This is a genomic window from Pseudomonas sp. 8(2025) (assembly GCF_052665325.1).
Map to the genome: position 1 here is coordinate 268437 of NZ_JBQOIE010000005.1, position 17347 is coordinate 285783.

Annotated in this window: 16 protein-coding genes; 12 read left to right on the forward strand and 4 right to left on the reverse strand. The window is 62.1% G+C overall.

The window, feature by feature from the left end; translation table 11 throughout:
• The first annotated feature begins 7 nt into the window (after nucleotides 1–7).
• The 6 genes from ACUXVH_RS12915 to ACUXVH_RS12940 all read left to right on the forward strand — a co-directional run bounded on the left by ACUXVH_RS12915 (nucleotide 8) and on the right by ACUXVH_RS12940 (nucleotide 6089).
• Nucleotides 8–649: a tetratricopeptide repeat protein gene (locus ACUXVH_RS12915; protein WP_011063205.1), complete on the forward strand. Its 642-nt coding sequence runs from the start codon at nucleotides 8–10 to the stop codon at nucleotides 647–649.
• Nucleotides 642–1793, forward strand: a complete 1152-nt coding sequence (gene bamB / locus ACUXVH_RS12920) for an outer membrane protein assembly factor BamB (RefSeq protein WP_011063204.1) — start codon at nucleotides 642–644, stop codon at nucleotides 1791–1793. Before ACUXVH_RS12915 ends, bamB begins: the two co-directional genes overlap by 8 nt.
• Before the next feature lie 207 nt (nucleotides 1794–2000).
• Nucleotides 2001–3473 (forward strand): ribosome biogenesis GTPase Der, encoded by a 1473-nt coding sequence (gene der, locus ACUXVH_RS12925; protein ID WP_011063203.1) that lies wholly within the window; start codon nucleotides 2001–2003, stop codon nucleotides 3471–3473.
• 186 nt (nucleotides 3474–3659) lie between these two features.
• Nucleotides 3660–4808, forward strand: a complete 1149-nt coding sequence (locus ACUXVH_RS12930; protein ID WP_065365253.1) for a pyridoxal phosphate-dependent aminotransferase — start codon at nucleotides 3660–3662, stop codon at nucleotides 4806–4808.
• A complete protein-coding gene (locus tag ACUXVH_RS12935; RefSeq protein WP_011063201.1) occupies nucleotides 4796–5587 on the forward strand; it encodes an amidohydrolase in 792 nt (263 codons plus the stop codon). Before ACUXVH_RS12930 ends, ACUXVH_RS12935 begins: the two co-directional genes overlap by 13 nt.
• Before the next feature lie 94 nt (nucleotides 5588–5681).
• Nucleotides 5682–6089, forward strand: a complete 408-nt coding sequence (locus ACUXVH_RS12940; RefSeq protein WP_011063200.1) for a hypothetical protein — start codon at nucleotides 5682–5684, stop codon at nucleotides 6087–6089.
• A gap of 97 nt (nucleotides 6090–6186) precedes the next feature.
• On the opposite strand, the gene leuA is transcribed toward ACUXVH_RS12940, so the two are convergent.
• From leuA to ACUXVH_RS12960, 4 genes are all read right to left on the reverse strand, one after another.
• The gene (gene leuA, locus ACUXVH_RS12945) at nucleotides 6187–7866 is read right to left on the reverse strand and encodes a 2-isopropylmalate synthase (protein ID WP_011063199.1); all 1680 of its coding nucleotides are present in this window, start codon (nucleotides 7864–7866) and stop codon (nucleotides 6187–6189) included.
• A 376-nt stretch (nucleotides 7867–8242) separates the two neighbouring features.
• Nucleotides 8243–9064, reverse strand: coding sequence for a M23 family metallopeptidase (locus ACUXVH_RS12950; RefSeq protein WP_011063198.1), 822 nt, complete (start codon nucleotides 9062–9064; stop codon nucleotides 8243–8245).
• Between the two features lie 3 nt (nucleotides 9065–9067).
• Nucleotides 9068–10447 carry an exodeoxyribonuclease VII large subunit gene (gene xseA / locus ACUXVH_RS12955; protein WP_011063197.1) on the reverse strand — a complete coding sequence of 460 codons (1380 nt, stop codon included), beginning with the start codon at nucleotides 10445–10447 and terminating at the stop codon, nucleotides 9068–9070.
• Nucleotides 10448–10494: 47 nt separating this feature from the next.
• Entirely contained in the window at nucleotides 10495–11391 is an 897-nt protein-coding gene (locus tag ACUXVH_RS12960; protein WP_019093103.1) for a LysR family transcriptional regulator, read from the reverse strand.
• Between the two features lie 101 nt (nucleotides 11392–11492).
• On the opposite strand from ACUXVH_RS12960, the gene ACUXVH_RS12965 reads away from it, so the two are divergent.
• From ACUXVH_RS12965 to ACUXVH_RS12990, 6 genes are all read left to right on the forward strand, one after another.
• A complete protein-coding gene (locus ACUXVH_RS12965) occupies nucleotides 11493–12263 on the forward strand; it encodes a sulfite exporter TauE/SafE family protein (protein ID WP_011063195.1) in 771 nt (256 codons plus the stop codon).
• 132 nt (nucleotides 12264–12395) lie between these two features.
• Nucleotides 12396–12944, forward strand: coding sequence for a hypothetical protein (locus tag ACUXVH_RS12970; RefSeq protein ID WP_011063194.1), 549 nt, complete (start codon nucleotides 12396–12398; stop codon nucleotides 12942–12944).
• Nucleotides 12945–13060: 116 nt separating this feature from the next.
• Nucleotides 13061–14530 carry an IMP dehydrogenase gene (guaB, locus tag ACUXVH_RS12975; RefSeq protein WP_015636874.1) on the forward strand — a complete coding sequence of 490 codons (1470 nt, stop codon included), beginning with the start codon at nucleotides 13061–13063 and terminating at the stop codon, nucleotides 14528–14530.
• A gap of 104 nt (nucleotides 14531–14634) precedes the next feature.
• Nucleotides 14635–16212: a glutamine-hydrolyzing GMP synthase gene (guaA, locus tag ACUXVH_RS12980; protein WP_011063192.1), complete on the forward strand. Its 1578-nt coding sequence runs from the start codon at nucleotides 14635–14637 to the stop codon at nucleotides 16210–16212.
• A 323-nt stretch (nucleotides 16213–16535) separates the two neighbouring features.
• Nucleotides 16536–16808, forward strand: a complete 273-nt coding sequence (locus ACUXVH_RS12985) for a hypothetical protein (RefSeq protein WP_065365254.1) — start codon at nucleotides 16536–16538, stop codon at nucleotides 16806–16808.
• 11 nt (nucleotides 16809–16819) lie between these two features.
• Nucleotides 16820–17341 (forward strand): helix-turn-helix transcriptional regulator, encoded by a 522-nt coding sequence (locus tag ACUXVH_RS12990; protein ID WP_065365255.1) that lies wholly within the window; start codon nucleotides 16820–16822, stop codon nucleotides 17339–17341.
• Nucleotides 17342–17347: the final 6 nt, after the last annotated feature.

Consider the following 17347-nt stretch of genomic DNA (forward strand, 5'->3'; position numbering starts at 1 on the left):
TATTGGGGTGTCGAGTACCGAAGATGAACAGCTGGCGGAATTGAAAGACTGGTGGCAGCGTAACGGCAAACCCCTGGTGACTGGCGGCCTGCTGGCCCTGGTTATCGTGTTCGGCTGGCAAGCCTGGCACAAGTATCAGAACAATCAGTCGCAAGGCGCTTCGGTGCTCTATCAGCAACTGCTGGAAACTACCCTGACGCCGGATGGCAAGCCGGATGCGGCTCGTGTTACGGACCTGGCGGGCAAGCTCAACAGCGAGTTCGGCGGTACTGCCTACGCGCAGTACGGCAACCTGTTCGTGGCCAAGGTGGCAGTAGACACCGGCAAGCTGGACGATGCAGCGGCACAGCTCAAGGCCGTGGCCGACAAGCCCGCCAACCCGACCCTGGGTGAAGTGGCGCGTCAGCGCCTGGCACAGGTACTGGCGGCGCAGAACAAGGCCGACGAGGCTCTGAAGCTGCTCGACGGCGATGCCGACAAGGCATTCCTGGCGACTCGTGAAGAACTCAAGGGCGATCTGCTGGTCCAGCTGGGCCGTGTGGACGAAGCCCATGCGGCATACCAAAAAGCCAAGGCGGCGCTCTCGGATGAAGCGGCAGTCGGTGGCCTACAAATCAAGCTGGACGACCTGGCCAAAGGGGATGCATGACGTGATCCGTTGGAAACATGCAGCATTGCTGGCTCTGGCCTTGTTGGCCGCGGGTTGCAGCAGCAACAGCAAGAAAGAACTGCCACCGGCGGAACTGGTCGACTTCAAAGAAGAAGTGGTCCTGCAGAAGCAGTGGAGCCGTTCGATCGGTGACGGTCAGGGCGAAACCTACAACATGCTGGTGCCAGCCATCGATGGTGACACCATCTATGCCGCTGACGTGACCGGCGTGGTGGTTTCCATGGATCGCATGAACGGCGACGTCAAATGGAAGAAAGATCTCGAACTGCCTGTTTCCGGCGCCGTGGGCGTGGGTTATGGGTTGGTCATGATCGGCACTCTGAAAGGCGAAGTGGTTGCCCTGGATGCCTCCAGCGGTGAAGAGAAATGGCGTGCCCGTGTGACCAGTGAAGTGCTGGCTCCGCCAGCTACCAACGGTGACGTGGTGGTGGTGCAGACTCAGGACGACCGCGTGATTGGCCTTGAAGCCAGCACCGGTCACCAGATCTGGCTCTACGACAGCACTCCAGCGGTGTTGACCCTGCGGGGCACCAGTGCGCCGTTGGCGACCAACCGTCTGGCCCTGGCCGGTCTTTCCACCGGCAAGGTGGTCGCGCTGGATATTCGCAACGGCGTGCCGGTGTGGGAGCAGCGTGTAGCCATTCCACAAGGCCGTTCCGAACTGGATCGGGTCGTGGACATCGACGGTGGCCTGCTGCTGTCCGGTGGCACCCTGTACGTTGCCAGCTACCAGGGGCGTGTGGTTGCCCTGGACCTGGAGAGCGGCCGTCCGCTGTGGCAGCGTGATGCTTCCAGCTACGCCGGTGTGGCCCAAGGGTTCGGCAGCGTTTATGTCAGCCTGTCCTCGGGTACCGTGGAAGGCGTGGACGAGCGTTCGACTACCGCGCTGTGGAGCAACGACTCCCTGGCTCGCCGCCAACTGTCGGCACCGGAAGTCTTCTCCAGCTACGTAGCCGTGGGCGACCTGGAAGGTTACCTGCACCTGCTGAGCCAGGTTGACGGTCGCTTCGTCGGTCGTACGCGCATCGATAGCGACGGCCTGCGTGCTCGTCCGCTGGTGGTGGGCGACATGATTTATGTGTATGGCAACAGCGGCAAACTGGAAGCCCTGACCATCAAGTAATGGTTTGACTATGCTTGGGGTGATCCCCAAGCGAACTGCAGGAGCGAGCGTGCTCGCGATGGATGCCAGGTGACGCCAGCTTGCTGGACGAGCGCGGCGCCATGGAGTTAATCGCGAGCACGCTCGCTCCTACAGTGCTGCCCCGAGCACCAGCCGCTGCCTCGCAGCGGCTTTTGTATTTTCTGAATTAACGCAGTGGAGAGCCGCATGGTTCCCGTAATCGCCCTGGTGGGCCGACCTAACGTCGGCAAGTCCACCTTGTTCAACCGCCTGACTCGGACTCGCGACGCCATTGTCGGCGACCTGTCCGGTCTGACCCGTGATCGCCAATACGGTGAGGCCAAGTGGCAAGGGCGTACCTATATTCTGATCGACACCGGCGGTATCTCCGGTGACGAGCATGGAATGGATGAAAAGATGGCCGAGCAGTCGCTGCTGGCCATCGAAGAAGCTGATGTGGTGTTGTTCCTGGTGGACGCCAAGGCCGGGTTTACCGCGGCCGACCAGATGATCGGCGAGCACCTGCGCAAACGTAACAAGACTTCCTACGTGATCGCCAACAAGGTCGACAACATCGACCCGGACATGGCCCGCGCCGAGTTCGCGCCGCTGGGCATGGGTGATGCCATCCCGATCGCCGGTGCTCATGGCCGCGGTATCACCCAGATGCTGGAAATCGCCCTGAGCGAATTCCCCAAGGATGACGCTGACGAGCCGGAAGAAGGCGAGGAAGAGATCGTTGCCGAGGGTGAGGAAGCCAAGCGCATTCCGGGCCCGAGCGAGAAAGACGGGATCAAGATCGCCATCATCGGTCGTCCCAACGTCGGCAAGTCGACCCTGGTCAACCGCATGCTCGGTGAAGACCGGGTGATCGTCTATGACCAGCCCGGCACCACCCGCGACAGTATCTACATCCCGTTCGAGCGCAACGACGAGAAGTACACCCTGATTGACACCGCCGGTGTGCGAAAGCGCGGCAAGATCCACGAGGAAGTTGAAAAGTTCTCGGTGGTCAAGACGCTGCAGGCGATCAAGGACGCCAACGTGGTGATCTTTGTCATGGACGCCCGCGAAGGTGTGGTGGACCACGACCTGAACCTGCTGGGCTTTGCCCTGGAAGCCGGTCGGGCCCTGGTGATCGCCCTGAACAAGTGGGACGGCATGCAGCCGAGCGAGCGCGACTATGTGAAGACCGAGCTGCAACGCCGGCTGTTCTTCGTCGACTTCGCCGATATCCACTTCATCTCGGCGCTGCACGGTACCGGTGTGGGCAACCTCTACCAGTCGGTGCAGAACTCCTTCAAGTCGGCGGTAACCCGCTGGCCCACCAGCCGCCTGACGCAGATCCTCGAAGATGCCGTTGGCGAGCACGCGCCGCCCATGGTCAACAATCGCCGGATCAAACTGCGCTACGCCCACTTGGGTGGTGCCAACCCGCCGCTGATCGTGATCCACGGCAACCAGGTGGAGAAGGTGCCCAAGTCTTATGTGCGCTATCTGGAAAACACCTACCGTCGAGTCTTGAAGCTGGTAGGTACGCCGATCCGCATCGAGTTCAAGGGCGGCGAGAACCCGTACGAAGGCAACAAGAACACGCTGACCGACCGCCAGGTCAACAAGAAGCGTCGCTTGATGTCGCACCACAAGAAGGCCGACAAGAAGCGCCGCGACAAGCGCTGACCGGCTTAGGGGCCGGCTTGCCGGTGAAGCTCCGGACCTGCTTCAGAGCTTCGCTGGCAAGCCAGTTCCTACGGGATCTGTGTGGATAAGAGGGCGCCCCGGGCGCCCTTTTTCATGCCTGGCGTTTGGGCTATTCTCGGGGACCTCCGCGCCGCCGTAGTGCGGACTGCTCAGCAGGGAATCCTCATGATCATCAGTAAGTTGCCGAATGTCGGCACCACCATCTTCACGCAAATGTCCCAGCTCGCGGTGGAAACCGGAGCGCTCAACCTGTCCCAGGGCTTTCCTGATTTCGATGGCCCGCAAGCCCTGCGTGATGCGCTTGGCTGGCATGCCGCCAATGGCCATAACCAGTACGCACCCATGACCGGCCTACCGGCACTGCGCCAGCAGGTCGCCGCGAAAATCGCCCGCAGCTATGGCGTCCAGGTCGATGCTGACGCTGAGGTGACCATCACGCCCGGTGCGACCCAGGCAATCTTCTGTGCCATCCAGGCGGTGATCCAGCGCGGTGACGAAGTCATTGTGTTCGACCCCAGTTACGACAGCTATGAGCCGTCGGTGGAGCTGGCCGGTGGGCGTTGTGTGCATGTGCCGTTGGCCGGGCAGGGCTTTGCCCTCGATTGGCAGAAACTCGGTGAAGCCCTGAGTCCGCGCACGCGGATGATCATCCTCAATTCGCCGCACAACCCCAGTGGTGCCTTGATCAGCCGCGCCGAGCTGGACCAGTTGGCCGCCCTGATCCGTGATCGCGATATTTATCTGGTCAGTGACGAGGTCTACGAACACCTGGTGTTCGATGGCGTACCCCATGTCAGTGTGCTGGCCCATGAGGAGCTGTATCAGCGGGCCTTCGTGGTCAGCTCGTTCGGCAAGACCTACCACGTGACCGGCTGGAAGACCGGTTATGTGGTTGCACCACCGGCCCTGAGCGCCGAGCTGCGCAAGGTGCATCAATATGTCAGCTTCTGCGGGGTCACGCCTTTGCAGTACGCTCTGGCGGACTTCATGGCCGAACACCCGGAACATGTCGAAGAGTTGCCGGCCTTTTACCAGGCCAAGCGTGATCTGTTCTGCGATCTGCTGAGCGCCTCGCGTTTCAGCTTCAACCGGGTGTCGGGTACCTATTTTCAATTGGTGGACTATTCGCAGATTCGTCCAGACTTGAATGATGTCGACATGGCGACATGGATGACCCGCGAACACGGCGTGGCGGCCATTCCGGTGTCGGTGTTCTATCAGCAGCCGCCCCAGGGGCAGCGCCTGGTGCGTCTGTGTTTTGCCAAGCGCGAGGAGACGTTGCGCCAAGCAGCGGAGAAACTATGCGTGATCTGAGTGCATTACCCGATCTGAATCTGGCCCTGATCCAGACCACCCTGGCCTGGCACGACCGCCAGGCCAACTTCGAGCATTTCGAGCAGTTGCTGGAGCAGGCCCGTGGTGCAGATCTGATCATCCTGCCGGAAATGTTTACCACCGGATTCTCCATGGAATCCGCGACTCTCGCGGAAGCGGAGAATGGCCCTACCAGCAAATGGCTACGTGGCCAGGCGAAAAAGCTGAATGCGGTGATCACCGGCAGCGTGATAATCCAGGCAGCGGATGGCAGCCATCGCAATCGCTTGCTGTGGGCGCGCCCTGACGGTGAGGTCTGGCACTACGACAAGCGCCACCTGTTTCGCATGGCCGGCGAGCACAATCACTACACACCGGGGGAACGGCAGGTACAGTTCGAGCTCAAGGGTTGGCGTATTCGCCCGCTGATCTGCTATGACCTGCGGTTCCCGGTGTGGAGCCGGGACGCCCAGGACACCGACCTGCTGCTCTACACCGCCAATTGGCCGGGTGCCCGCCGCCTGCACTGGAATCGCCTGCTGCCAGCCCGGGCCATTGAAAACCTCTGCTACGTTGCGGCGGTGAACCGGGTGGGCACCGACGGCAAGGGCTTTGCCTATACCGGAGACAGCCAGGTTCTGGACTATCAGGGCGAAACCCTGCTCAGCGCCGGAGAGGCCGATGGCGTCTTCCAGGTGTGCCTGAACGCGGGTGAACTGGCGGCTTACCGTGCGCGTTTTCCGGCGAACCTCGACGCCGATACCTTCATGTTCACTTAGGATCGCTTCGGCACTGCACACTTTTTTACAGGTTGTGAATATCAAGCTTCGAGGGTGAAGGCCGATAGCAGGATCAGTTCAGGAGGAATCAACCATGACTACCATCACTGCCACCATCGTCAATCCTTACCCCCTGTCGGCACCCAAAACTGCTTCGACTGAAGCCGAAGGCAACAGCGCCAGCCCGCTGGCGCCGGTGGATGACAGCAAGGACGGTCAGGATAAGGAGCTGCGGGTCAACTCTGGCGATGCCAATATCGATGCGGTAAAGGCCGGTGGTGATCCGGTCAAGGCGCTGCAGAAACAGATCGAGCAGACCCAGAAAACCCTGACCGAACAGCAGGCCCAATTGGCCAATGTGCAGAAGGGCCAGGCCAGCGACGAACAGAAAGCCCAGCAGGTGATGGAAGTCCAGGCGCAGATCGCCGTGACCAACAGCACCTTGCAGGTGCTGCAGGCGGCTTTGCTGCAAGCCATGTTCAGTGTTGATGTGCATGCCTGAAACAGTCGTTGCTGACATTTAGCTGGTGTTATCTGTTCCTGCATAAAAAAGGCCCCGGGGAGTCGAGCTCCTCGGGGCCTTTTGCTTTTGGCAGCCTTTAGGCTGCCTTGGCCTGCTGCTCGCTCAAGGAGCGGTTCAGCGCACTGAACAGCGCCTTGAAGCTGGCGGTGGTGATGTTTTCGTCGATACCGACGCCGTGCACGGCGCGCTCACCGTTGACCCGCAGTTCGATGTAGGCCGCCGCCTTGGCGTTGGTGCCGGCGCCGATGGCGTGCTCGTTGTAGTCCATGATCTCCACCGGAACCGGCAGCCCGGCCACCAGCGCTTCCAGGGCACCGTTGCCCTTGCCGCGCCAACTGAGGTTGGTCTCGCCCTGACCCTTGCTCGAGACTTCCACTTCCACGGCGCTGTGGCCGTTCTCTTCCTGCAAGCGATGGCTGACCAGCGCGTAAGGAGTGTTGGCCTGCAAGTACTCGCTGTGCAACAGCGCGTGGATCTGCTGGGCGGTCATTTCCAGGCCCAGGCGGTCGGTTTCCCGCTGCACCACCTGGCTGAACTCGATCTGCATGCGGCGTGGCAAGCTGATGCCGTATTCCTGCTCGAGCAGGTAGGCGATACCACCCTTGCCCGACTGGCTGTTGACGCGGATCACCGCCTCGTAGCTGCGACCGATATCGGCCGGGTCGATCGGCAAGTACGGCACCTCCCACAAGCCATCGGCTTTCTGCTGGGCGAAGCCCTTGCGGATCGCGTCCTGGTGCGAGCCGGAGAACGCGGTGTGGACCAGGTCGCCGACATAAGGGTGACGCGGGTGCACGGCAATCTGGTTGCACTCTTCCACGACTTTGCGCACGCCGTCGATGTCGGAGAAATCCAGTTCAGGGTTCACACCCTGGGTATAGAGGTTCAAGGCCACAGTGACCAGGTCGACGTTACCGGTACGCTCGCCGTTGCCGAACAGGCAGCCTTCGACACGGTCGGCGCCGGCCATCAGGCCCAGCTCGGTGGCGGCCACGCCCGTACCGCGGTCGTTGTGGGTGTGCAGGCTGATGAGCACGCTGTCACGACGGTTGATGTTGCGGCAGAACCACTCGATCTGGTCGGCGTAGATGTTCGGTGTGGCGACTTCAACGGTGGCCGGCAGGTTGAGGATCACCTTGTTGCTTGGCGTGGCGTTCCAGACTTCCACCACGGCGTCGCAGACTTCCTTGGCGAACTCCAGCTCGGTGGCGCTGAAGGTCTCTGGCGAGTACTCGAACTGCCACTGGGTTTCCGGTTGCTGGGCGGCGTATTTGACGAACAGCTTGGCCGCATTCACCGCGATCTCTTTCACACCGGCCTTGTCCTGGTTGAAGACAATGCGGCGGAACGAAGGGCTGGTGGCGTTGTACAGGTGGACGATGGCCTTTTTCGCACCACGCAAGGACTCGAAGGTGCGGGCGATCAAGTCTTCACGGGCCTGGGTCAATACCTGGATGGTGGTGTCGTCCGGAATGTGCCCGCCTTCGATCAGGGTGCGCACGAAGTCGAAGTCGGTTTGCGAAGCGGCCGGGAAAGAAGCTTCGATTTCCTTCACACCTACAGCCACCAGTGTCTTCCAGAAACGCAGCTTCTTGACGGCATCCATCGGTTCGATCAACGACTGGTTGCCATCACGCAGGTCCGAACTGCACCAGATCGGCGCGCTGGTGATGGTTTTCGACGGCCAGGTACGGTCCGGCAAGTTGATGGTCGGGAACGCGCGGTACTTGGAGGATGGGTCTTTGAGCATGGTCATGGAGAAATCCTTATTGTCCGGGCCGAAAAGAGGCGGCCTGCCGGTGAGTCAAGAGTGAGGTTGACGCAGGGGGATGAGGCACCGCGATTCAGCCTGGCAGTCGTGCGCTGACGAGGCAGAGGCTCCGGTGTTGACGACGCTGAATGAGGGTGTGAGAGGTTTTCATGTGCTCAACCCTAACCACTGGGGTGAGAGATGGCAAGCAGTCGAAAAAAATTGAGAGGAATACTCGAAAACAAAGCTATATCGAGATTTTATGCTGGGTATTCTTTGAAAGAATACTAACGATTGCGCAGTCGAGTAGGGCTGCGCAATCCCTGTGGGCGTCGGCTCGCCGCTGAATCAATGCCTGATGCAGGCAAGCGGCGCTGCGCGATCAGGGCTGGAAGGCCCCGATAAAGATGGCCGGATCGACACGCGCATCATTCAGGCTGACGTTCCAGTGCATATGCGGCCCGGTGGCGCGGCCGGTCGCCCCCACCTTGCCCACCACGGCGCCACGGGCCAGGGACTGGCCGATCTTCACGTCGATTTTCGACATGTGGCAGAACATGCTGATGAAGCCCTGGCCGTGGTCGACGAACACGGTGTTGCCGTTGAAGAAGTAGTTGCCGATCAGGATCACTTTGCCCGCCGCCGGGGTCTTGATCGGTGTGCCTGCCGGCACCGCGAAGTCCAGGCCCGCGTGAGGGTTGCGCTCTTCACCGTTGAAGAAACGGCGTACGCCGAACTTGCTCGACAGGGGGCCATTCACCGGCTTGTCCAACAGCAGGTTGCTTGGGGTGTTGGGGCTGAAGCTGCGGTAGGCGCGGATCTGTTCCGCCAACTCGCCGTCGATGCGCTTGAGGTCCGCCGGGTTCGGATTGACCTGGCGCTGGTTCTTCAGGGTGATGTGCTGCTCCGGGTATTTCTTGTTGCCGACCACGAAGTTCAGGCTGCGCCCGCCGGTGCTTACTTGTTGAGTGCCGGGCTTGACCGTCAGCGGGATGCCGACAATCGCCAGCCAGTTGTTCTGCTCCTTCACCACCAGCACCGGCTTGCCCTGGTAGCTGGCCTTGGGCGCCTGGGCGGCGCTGCCCAGGTCGACCACCGCTACGCCACCGGGTACGGGTTTGTTCAGCAGGCGGGTGATGTAGCTGTCGGCGTGAGCATTGAAGGCCAGGCACAGCAACAGCAGGGAGCAGAGAAAACGCGGCATGGATTAATCCAGTAGAGAAAGGGTGACGGGCGTCAGGTGGTTGTCTTCGACGCGTACTTGCAGCTCGCCTTCGCCCAGGCGGGCACTGAGGCGCTGGCCTGGGCGGGTCTGGCCGGCACTGCGAATGGCCTGCCCGCGATCGTCCAGCAGGATGCTGTAACCGCGCCCCAGGGTGGCCAGGGGGCTGACCACATGCAGGGTCTGCATCTGGCTGTGCAATTGCAGGCGGCGGCCCTTGAGGCCTTCGCGCATGGCCCGGGGCAGGCGTTCGGCCAGGCTGTCCAGACGCTGGCGCAGCAGTGCCAGTTGCCGCCCTGGATGCTGGGCTCCGAGGCGGGTTTCCAGGCGGATCAAGCGTTCGCGACGGGTATTGAGGCTGCGCTCGAAGGCGCGGCGCAGGCGCATGTCCAGGTCGTCCAGGCGCTGTGCCTGCTGGCGCAGGCGTTCGCCGGGATGGCGCAGGCGTCGGGCCAGGCCGTCCAGGCGCAGCCGGTCGCGCACCAGCCGGTCGCGCATGCGCATCACCAGGCGTCGATGCAGGTTGTCGACCCGGCGTTGCAGGTCACTGGAATCGGGGGCCAGCAGTTCGGCTGCTGCGGAAGGCGTGGGCGCGCGAACGTCGGCCACGAAATCACTGATGGAGACGTCGGTTTCATGGCCGACGGCGCTGACGATCGGTGTCACGCAGGCATCCACCGCACGGGCCACGGCTTCTTCGTTGAAGCACCAGAGGTCCTCCAGGGAGCCGCCGCCACGGGCCAGGATCAGCGCGTCGAAGCCCCGGGCGTCGGCCAACTGCAGGGCCCGGACGATCTGCGCCGTAGCCTCGCGACCCTGCACGGCGGTAGGGATCAGGGTCAGCACAACCTGCGGTGCGCGGCGCCGGAACACACTGATGATGTCGCGGATCACCGCGCCGGTGGGCGAACTGATGATGCCGATGCGTTGCGGATGGGCCGGTAGTGGCACTTTGCGTTCGGCGCTGAACAGCCCTTCGGCGCTCAGCTTGTCTTTCAGGGCATCGAAAGCCAGGCGCAGGGCGCCATCACCGGCCGGTTCCACGGTGTCGAGAATCAGCTGGTAGTCACCGCGCCCTTCGAACAGCGAGACCTTGCCCCGCACCTTGACCGCCAGGCCGTCCTTCAGCGCCTGGCGGACCCGCGCGGCGTTCTGCCGGAACAGTGCGCAGCGCACCTGGGCGCCGCTGTCCTTGAGGGTGAAGTACACATGGCCGGAGGCCGGGCGGGCGAGGTTGGAGATCTCGCCCTCCACCCAGATATTGCTGAACACGTCCTCGAGCAGCACCCGGGCGCGGCCGTTGAGCTGGGTGACGGTGAGGACCTCGCGGTCCAGGCCGAGTCGTGCGAAGGGATCTTTAATCATGGGGCGCAGTTTAAAGGCCTGTCTCTGAATGGAACAACGCAAATAAACTACAAGTGATTGCGAAAATGTTCGACGAATTGCGCCACCAGGGGCGTCGGCTCCTGTCGATAGGCGAGGGCCACGGTGCTCTGGCAATCGGCATCCGCCAGCGGCAGGAAGCGGATGCTGGCCGGGGCGATGTCCTGCATCGACTCGGGCAGCAGGGCGATGCCGAAGCCGGCCTGGATCAGTTGCAATTGGGTGGTCTTGCGCGACATCACCCGCGCCGCCCTGGGAAAAAAGCCCTGGCGCATGCACAGCTCGGCCGAGAGGTAACTCAAGCCGCCCCGCTGGGGGTGGGGGATGGAGATGAAGGCTTCCTCGCGAAGCTGGGCCAGGTCGACGCCCCCGGCCGGAGGGTCCAGCGCCAGTGGGTGCTGAGGTGGCACCGCCAGCAGCAAGGGTTCGGCGAACAGGGGCGTGATCTGTACACCTGCCCGTTGACGTAACACCGGCAGGCGCAACAGGCCGATATCCAGGTGCCCCTGCGCCAACTCTTCCAGTTGCGCCTCGGAAGACAGCTTGGCGATGTCCATCGAGGCTCCAGGGCAATGCTGCAAGTAGCTGCCGATGCCCTGGAGTAGCCGGCCGCTCATGGGCACGGTGCTGGAGTGGCTCAGGCGCAAGGTGCCCAATTGCCCCAGGCCTACCTGAGTGGCCAGTTCGCTGGCCTTGTGCAATTCACTCAGCAGGTTGCGTGCCTTGGGGAAAAACGCTTCACCGGCCGCCGTCAGCCGCGGCAGGCGCGCGGTGCGCTCGAACAGTGGGGTCTGCAATTGGTTTTCCAGCTCCTTGATCTGCCGGCTGAGGGCTGACTGGGCGACGAACAGGCGCTCGGCGGCGGCGCTGAAGCTGCCGCATTCGGCGATTTCCACGAAATAGCGCAGTTGGCGGGTCGAAATCACGAGGCATGCCTTTTTGCGATGAGTTGGCGACTTCGACGATATTAGTCGCAAGGCTCACTGCTGGCTAAAGTCACTGCGTATTCAACTGGGAAGTCGCAGCGATGAGCGTGGTAATCGAGGGTTTGAACCAGTGGTCTTTCGGCCCGGGCAGTTGGTTGGTGATCGGCCTGGGTATCGCGCTGGCGTACATAGTGTTCGGCATTGCCGGGTTCGGTACGGCGCTGGTGGCCGGGCCGGTGCTGATCCTGTTCATGCCGCTATCGAAGATCGTGCCGCTGCTGGTGCTCCTGGATTTTGTCGCGGCCTTTGGCAACCTTCTGCCCTCGCGCAAGGATGTGGCCAGGCCGGAGTTGCTGCGCCTGTTGCCCTGCATGGCAGTGGGTTGCACCTTGGGGGTGATCTTCCTGCTCAACCTCAAATCCGATCTGTTGCTGCTATTGATGGGGCTGTTCATCAGTGCCTACGCCATCTACAGCCTGTGGGTGAAGGCGCGTCCGACCCAGCTGGCGGCCGGCTGGGCGGTGCCGATGGGGATTGTCGGTGGGCTGTTTGGCGCACTCTTCGGCAGTGGCGGCTTTTTATATGCCATCTACCTGAACAGCCGCCTGCCCAAGGACCCGGCGCGGGCGACCCAGAGCGCGCTGATCAGTTGCAGCACCGTGGTGCGCTTGAGCCTGTTCGCCCTGGCCGGGGTCTATGCCGAGTTGCCGCTGCTGCTATTGGCGCTATGCCTGTTGCCGGCGATGGCCTTGGGGTTGTGGATTGGCCGCCGGCTGACGATGAAACTGTCCCGGGAGGCTTTTGTACGCCTGGTGACCTGGCTGGTGCTGGCCAGTGGCGTTGCCTTGATCGGCCGTTACCTGAGCACTTGACCTGCTGGGGCCAGGGATTAAGCTGCGGGCCTTTGAATTCGTTCGCCGGCAGGCCGGCTCCTACAATTGATGACAGGAGCCGGCTTGCCGGCGAAAGCGTGAGTACCGTCCCCGCATGTTTCAGGCTTATCCATGAACTCCCAAAGCATCCTCGTCCCGAAAATTTCCACCCTGCCGGTGCACGAGCCCCGGGCCCGGGCGATCGTGCGCTGGCTGGTGCGCAAGAACATCGTCGAGGAAAGCCTCAGCACCTGCGGGCGCACGGGCAATCGCATGGGGCACGCCATTGCCGCCGGGGCACGGGAGGTGGTGCTGCGGCCAGAGGCGCTGCCCTTCGGCGAGCCGATCAATGGCCTGGAAATCATCACCAAGCGCTGCATCTATACCCCGGCCAAGGGCTTTCTCGAGGAAGCGGGCTGTGCCGAGTGCCGGCAGGAAATCGGTGAGGCGCTGTTCGAAAGCCTGGAAGACTGGATGCCAGGGCGTACCGACAACTTCACCTGCCCCGAATGCGGCCATGAAGATGACATCAACGGCTTTCTGTTTCTTCAGGAATGCGGTTTTTCCAACTTGGGCTTTATCTTCAACAACTGGGCCGAAGCGGGTTTTAAACAGAGCTTTATCGACGAGTTCGCCGACTGGCTGGATCAGCCGATAAGTTGGGTCAAGGTCGAGTTGTAGCGCGCGGATATCTCCATCTATCACTCCAGCGATATTAGCCAGAGTTTTACATTGAGCCCGGGTAGCTGTCTGAGTATAATGGCGCGCTTCCATTTTCCCGCCCGGGAGCCCCCGCGATGCTGCGTATCAGCCAAGAAGCCCTCACCTTCGACGACATTCTCCTAGTGCCCGGTTATTCCGAAGTACTGCCTAATGAAGTCAGTCTTAAGACCCGTTTGACCCGTGGCATCGAGCTGAATATTCCACTGGTTTCCGCCGCCATGGACACCGTCACTGAAGCCCGTCTGGCAATCGCCATGGCTCAGGAAGGCGGCATCGGCATCATCCACAAGAACATGACCATCGAGCAGCAGGCTGCCGAAGTGCGCAAGGTCAAGCGTTTCGAAGCCGGTGTGGTCAAGGACCCGATCACCATCGAGGCCGACGCCACCGTGCGTGACCTGCTCGAACTGACCAGCATGCATAACATCTCCGGTGTGCCGGTACTGCACAACGGCGACCTGGTGGGCATCGTGACTTCCCGCGACGTGCGTTTCGAAAGCCGTCTGGAAGTCAGCGTCCGTGAAGTGATGACGCCTAAAGAGCGCCTGGTCACGGTCAAGGAAGGCGCCGACAAGACCGCCGTCCGCGAGCTGCTGCACAAGCACCGCATCGAGCGTGTACTGATCGTCGACGACGCCTTCGCTCTCAAGGGCATGATGACCGTCAACGATATCGAGAAAGCCAAGGCTTACCCTCTGGCCAGCAAGGACGACCAGGGTCGCCTGCGCGTCGGCGCTGCGGTCGGTACTGGCAAGGACACTGGCGATCGCGTTGCTGCGCTGGTCAATGCCGGTGTCGACGTGGTGGTGGTGGACACCGCCCACGGTCACTCCAAAGGCGTGATCGACCGCGTTCGCTGGGTCAAGGAAAACTTCCCGCAAGTGCAGGTGATCGGCGGCAACATCGCCACTGGCGCTGCTGCCAAGGCCCTGGCCGAAGCTGGCGCCGACGCAGTCAAGGTCGGTATCGGCCCGGGCTCGATCTGCACCACCCGTATCGTTGCCGGTGTTGGCGTGCCGCAAATCAGCGCCATCGCCAATGTTGCAGCGGCGCTGGTAGGCACGGGAGTGCCGCTGATCGCCGACGGCGGTATCCGGTTCTCCGGTGACCTGTCCAAGGCCATCGTCGCCGGTGCTTCCTGCGTGATGATGGGTTCGATGTTCGCCGGTACCGAAGAGGCTCCAGGCGAGATCGAGCTGTTCCAGGGCCGCTCCTACAAGGCTTACCGTGGCATGGGTTCCCTGGGCGCCATGTCCCAGGCCCAGGGCTCTTCCGACCGCTACTTCCAGGACTCCTCCGCGGGTGCCGAGAAGCTGGTGCCGGAAGGTATCGAAGGTCGCGTGCCGTACAAGGGCACCCTGACCGCGATCATCCATCAGCTGATGGGCGGCCTGCGTTCTTCCATGGGCTACACCGGTAGCGCCAACATCGAAGAAATGCGCACCAAGCCGGAGTTTGTCCGCATCACCGGTGCCGGCATGGCTGAATCCCACGTCCACGACGTGCAGATCACCAAGGAAGCGCCAAACTATCGCGTAGGTTGATAGTGATCGCCTCCAGGCCAAGGCCCGGAGGCGATTGACGAATTTAGTAACCGGGGCTGTGTTTTTCAGCCCCGTGTCGTTTCTGAAATTAGACGAGACTGACCATGGCCCTCGACATTCACGCTCACCGTATCCTGATCCTCGACTTCGGTTCCCAGTACACCCAACTGATCGCCCGCCGTGTGCGCGAGATCGGGGTCTACTGCGAACTGCATCCGTTCGACATGGACGACGAAGCGATCCGCGAATTCGCTCCCAAAGGTGTCATCCTCGCCGGCGGCCCCGAATCCGTGCACGAAGCCAACAGCCCTCGCTGCCCGCAGGCGGTGTTTGACCTGGGCGTCCCGGTCTTCGGCATCTGCTACGGCATGCAGACCATGGCCGAGCAGTTGGGCGGCAAGGTCGAAGGCTCCGAGCTGCGTGAGTTCGGCTATGCCCGGGTTGATGTGGTCGGCAAGAGCCGCCTGCTGGACGGCATCGAAGACCACGTCGACGCCGACGGCCTGTTCGGCCTAGACGTTTGGATGAGCCACGGTGACAAGGTCACCAAGATGCCGGAAGACTTCCACATCCTGGCCAGCACCCCGAGCTGCCCGATTGCCGGCATGTTCAACGACGACCTGCGCTACTACGGCGTGCAGTTCCACCCGGAAGTGACCCACACCAAGCAGGGCGGTCGTATCCTGTCGCGCTTCATCCTCGACATCTGCGGCTGTGAAGCGCTGTGGACCCCGTCGAAGATCGCCGAGGACGCCATTGCCCAGATCCGTGCCCAGGTTGGCACCGACAACGTGCTGCTGGGCCTGTCCGGCGGCGTCGACTCCTCGGTGGTCGCGGCCCTGCTGCACAAGGCCATCGGCGACCAGCTGACCTGCGTCTTCGTCGACAACGGCCTGCTGCGCCTGCACGAAGGCGAGCAAGTAATGGCCATGTTCGCCGAGAACATGGGCGTCAAGGTGATCCGCGCCAACGCCGAGGAGCAGTTCCTCAATAACCTGGCCGGCGAAGCCGACCCGGAGAAGAAGCGCAAGATCATCGGCCGTACCTTCATCGACGTGTTCGATGCCGAATCCTGCAAGCTGGAAAACATCAAGTACCTGGCCCAGGGCACCATCTACCCGGACGTGATCGAGTCGGCTGGCGCGAAAAGCGGCAAGGCCCACGTGATCAAGTCGCACCACAACGTGGGCGGCCTGCCGGAAGAAATGAACCTCAAGCTGGTCGAGCCACTGCGCGAGCTGTTCAAGGACGAAGTCCGTCGTCTGGGCCTGGAACTGGGCCTGCCGTACGACATGGTCTACCGTCACCCGTTCCCGGGCCCGGGCCTGGGTGTGCGCATCCTTGGTGAAGTGAAGAAGGAATACGCCGACCTGCTGCGTCGCGCCGACCATATCTTCATCGAAGAGCTGCGCAAGGCCGACTGGTACCACAAGGTCAGCCAGGCATTCGTGGTGTTCCAGCCGGTGAAATCCGTGGGCGTGGTAGGTGATGGCCGTCGTTACGCCTGGGTCGTGGCCCTGCGCGCCGTGGAAACCATCGACTTCATGACCGCACGTTGGGCGCACCTGCCTTACGAACTGCTGGAAACCGTCAGCGGCCGGATCATCAACGAGATCGAAGGCATCTCCCGCGTCACCTACGACGTGTCGAGCAAGCCGCCGGCCACGATTGAGTGGGAATGATCGGGGCCGAGTGATCGGCGCTTGATCCATTCGCGTTAGCCAATGGCGATCGGGACCTTCGGGTGTCGATCGCCATTGTCGTTTCTGGGGGATTGCCTGCGGTACACATCGGCATTTGTGTTGCAGGACCTTTGGAAGCGGCGCTTTTTCGCCTTCCGGCAATATCACGTAAGACATGCTCGGCCCCTTGTCCTGGGCTTCTCTCTACCCTTGGATCTCCCCCCGCCTGTTTTTGCTGCGGCTTGTTCGCGGCGGGGTTTGATCGGAGGGTACAGGGTTGTCGGTTGACAACCTTGTGTGACTGGCGATACTGGAGGCTATGGATGGCTCGTGCAACTCATCCCAAGAAGGACATTGAAATGGCCCTGCGCTACGCCGAATGGCAGGGCTGGCGCATCGAGGTCGGCGGTGGTCATGCCTGGGGGCGGATCTACTGTCCGTACAACAACGAAGTGTGTCGCTGTGGCGAGTTTTGCATCACCAGCGTATGGCGCACGCCGAAGAATCCGACCCAGCACGCCCGGGCGTTATGCCGGGTGATCGATAACTGCACCCTGAACCAGCTGCGTGGAGCCAAGTCGCCGGCAGCCCGCTAGGAGTAAGCACCATGGAATACCTGTTCACCCTCAACTACTTGCTGCCGCTGGAGGGCTGTGATCCGCTGCAACTGGTGGAGCGCCTCGGTGCGGCGGGTTGCACCGACGTCCTGGTGGGCACCGGCCTGGCCGGGCGCCTGGCCCTGGAGTTCAGTCGCGAGGCCGAGAGTGCCGAAGCGGCGCTGCTCAGTGCCCTGGCGGATATCAAGCGGATCATTCCCGAAGCGCGGCTGGTGGAGGCCAGCCCGGATTTCGTCGGCCTCAGCGAGATCGCCGAGATCGTCGGCGTGTCCCGGCAGAACATGCGAAAGCTGATGCTCGGCCATGCCGACAGCTTTCCCCTGGCGATCCATGAAGGCAGCGCTTCGCTGTGGCACTTGGCGGAGGTCCTGAGCTGGCTGGACAGCAAGGGCGGCTACGCCCTCAAGCACCCGGTGATCGAGGTGGCGCGGGTGGCGCAGCAGGTGAACACCGCCAAGGAGTCGAAGCGCATCGGCCCCCTCAGCGGTGAACTGGTGGCCTTGCTGGGCTGATGGGGC

Bases quoted from the DNA above. Each gene is read 5' to 3' on its own strand.
- bamB (WP_011063204.1), top strand. From the start codon at position 642: ATGCATGACGTGATCCGTTGGAAACATGCAGCATTGCTGGCTCTGGCC.
- der (WP_011063203.1), top strand. From the start codon at position 2,001: ATGGTTCCCGTAATCGCCCTGGTGGGCCGACCTAACGTCGGCAAGTCC.
- ACUXVH_RS12930 (WP_065365253.1), top strand. From the start codon at position 3,660: ATGATCATCAGTAAGTTGCCGAATGTCGGCACCACCATCTTCACGCAA.
- ACUXVH_RS12935 (WP_011063201.1), top strand. From the start codon at position 4,796: ATGCGTGATCTGAGTGCATTACCCGATCTGAATCTGGCCCTGATCCAG.
- ACUXVH_RS12940 (WP_011063200.1), top strand. From the start codon at position 5,682: ATGACTACCATCACTGCCACCATCGTCAATCCTTACCCCCTGTCGGCA.
- leuA (WP_011063199.1), bottom strand. From the start codon at position 7,866: ATGACCATGCTCAAAGACCCATCCTCCAAGTACCGCGCGTTCCCGACC.
- ACUXVH_RS12950 (WP_011063198.1), bottom strand. From the start codon at position 9,064: ATGCCGCGTTTTCTCTGCTCCCTGCTGTTGCTGTGCCTGGCCTTCAAT.
- xseA (WP_011063197.1), bottom strand. From the start codon at position 10,447: ATGATTAAAGATCCCTTCGCACGACTCGGCCTGGACCGCGAGGTCCTC.
- ACUXVH_RS12965 (WP_011063195.1), top strand. From the start codon at position 11,493: ATGAGCGTGGTAATCGAGGGTTTGAACCAGTGGTCTTTCGGCCCGGGC.
- ACUXVH_RS12970 (WP_011063194.1), top strand. From the start codon at position 12,396: ATGAACTCCCAAAGCATCCTCGTCCCGAAAATTTCCACCCTGCCGGTG.
- guaB (WP_015636874.1), top strand. From the start codon at position 13,061: ATGCTGCGTATCAGCCAAGAAGCCCTCACCTTCGACGACATTCTCCTA.
- guaA (WP_011063192.1), top strand. From the start codon at position 14,635: ATGGCCCTCGACATTCACGCTCACCGTATCCTGATCCTCGACTTCGGT.
- ACUXVH_RS12985 (WP_065365254.1), top strand. From the start codon at position 16,536: ATGGCTCGTGCAACTCATCCCAAGAAGGACATTGAAATGGCCCTGCGC.
- ACUXVH_RS12990 (WP_065365255.1), top strand. From the start codon at position 16,820: ATGGAATACCTGTTCACCCTCAACTACTTGCTGCCGCTGGAGGGCTGT.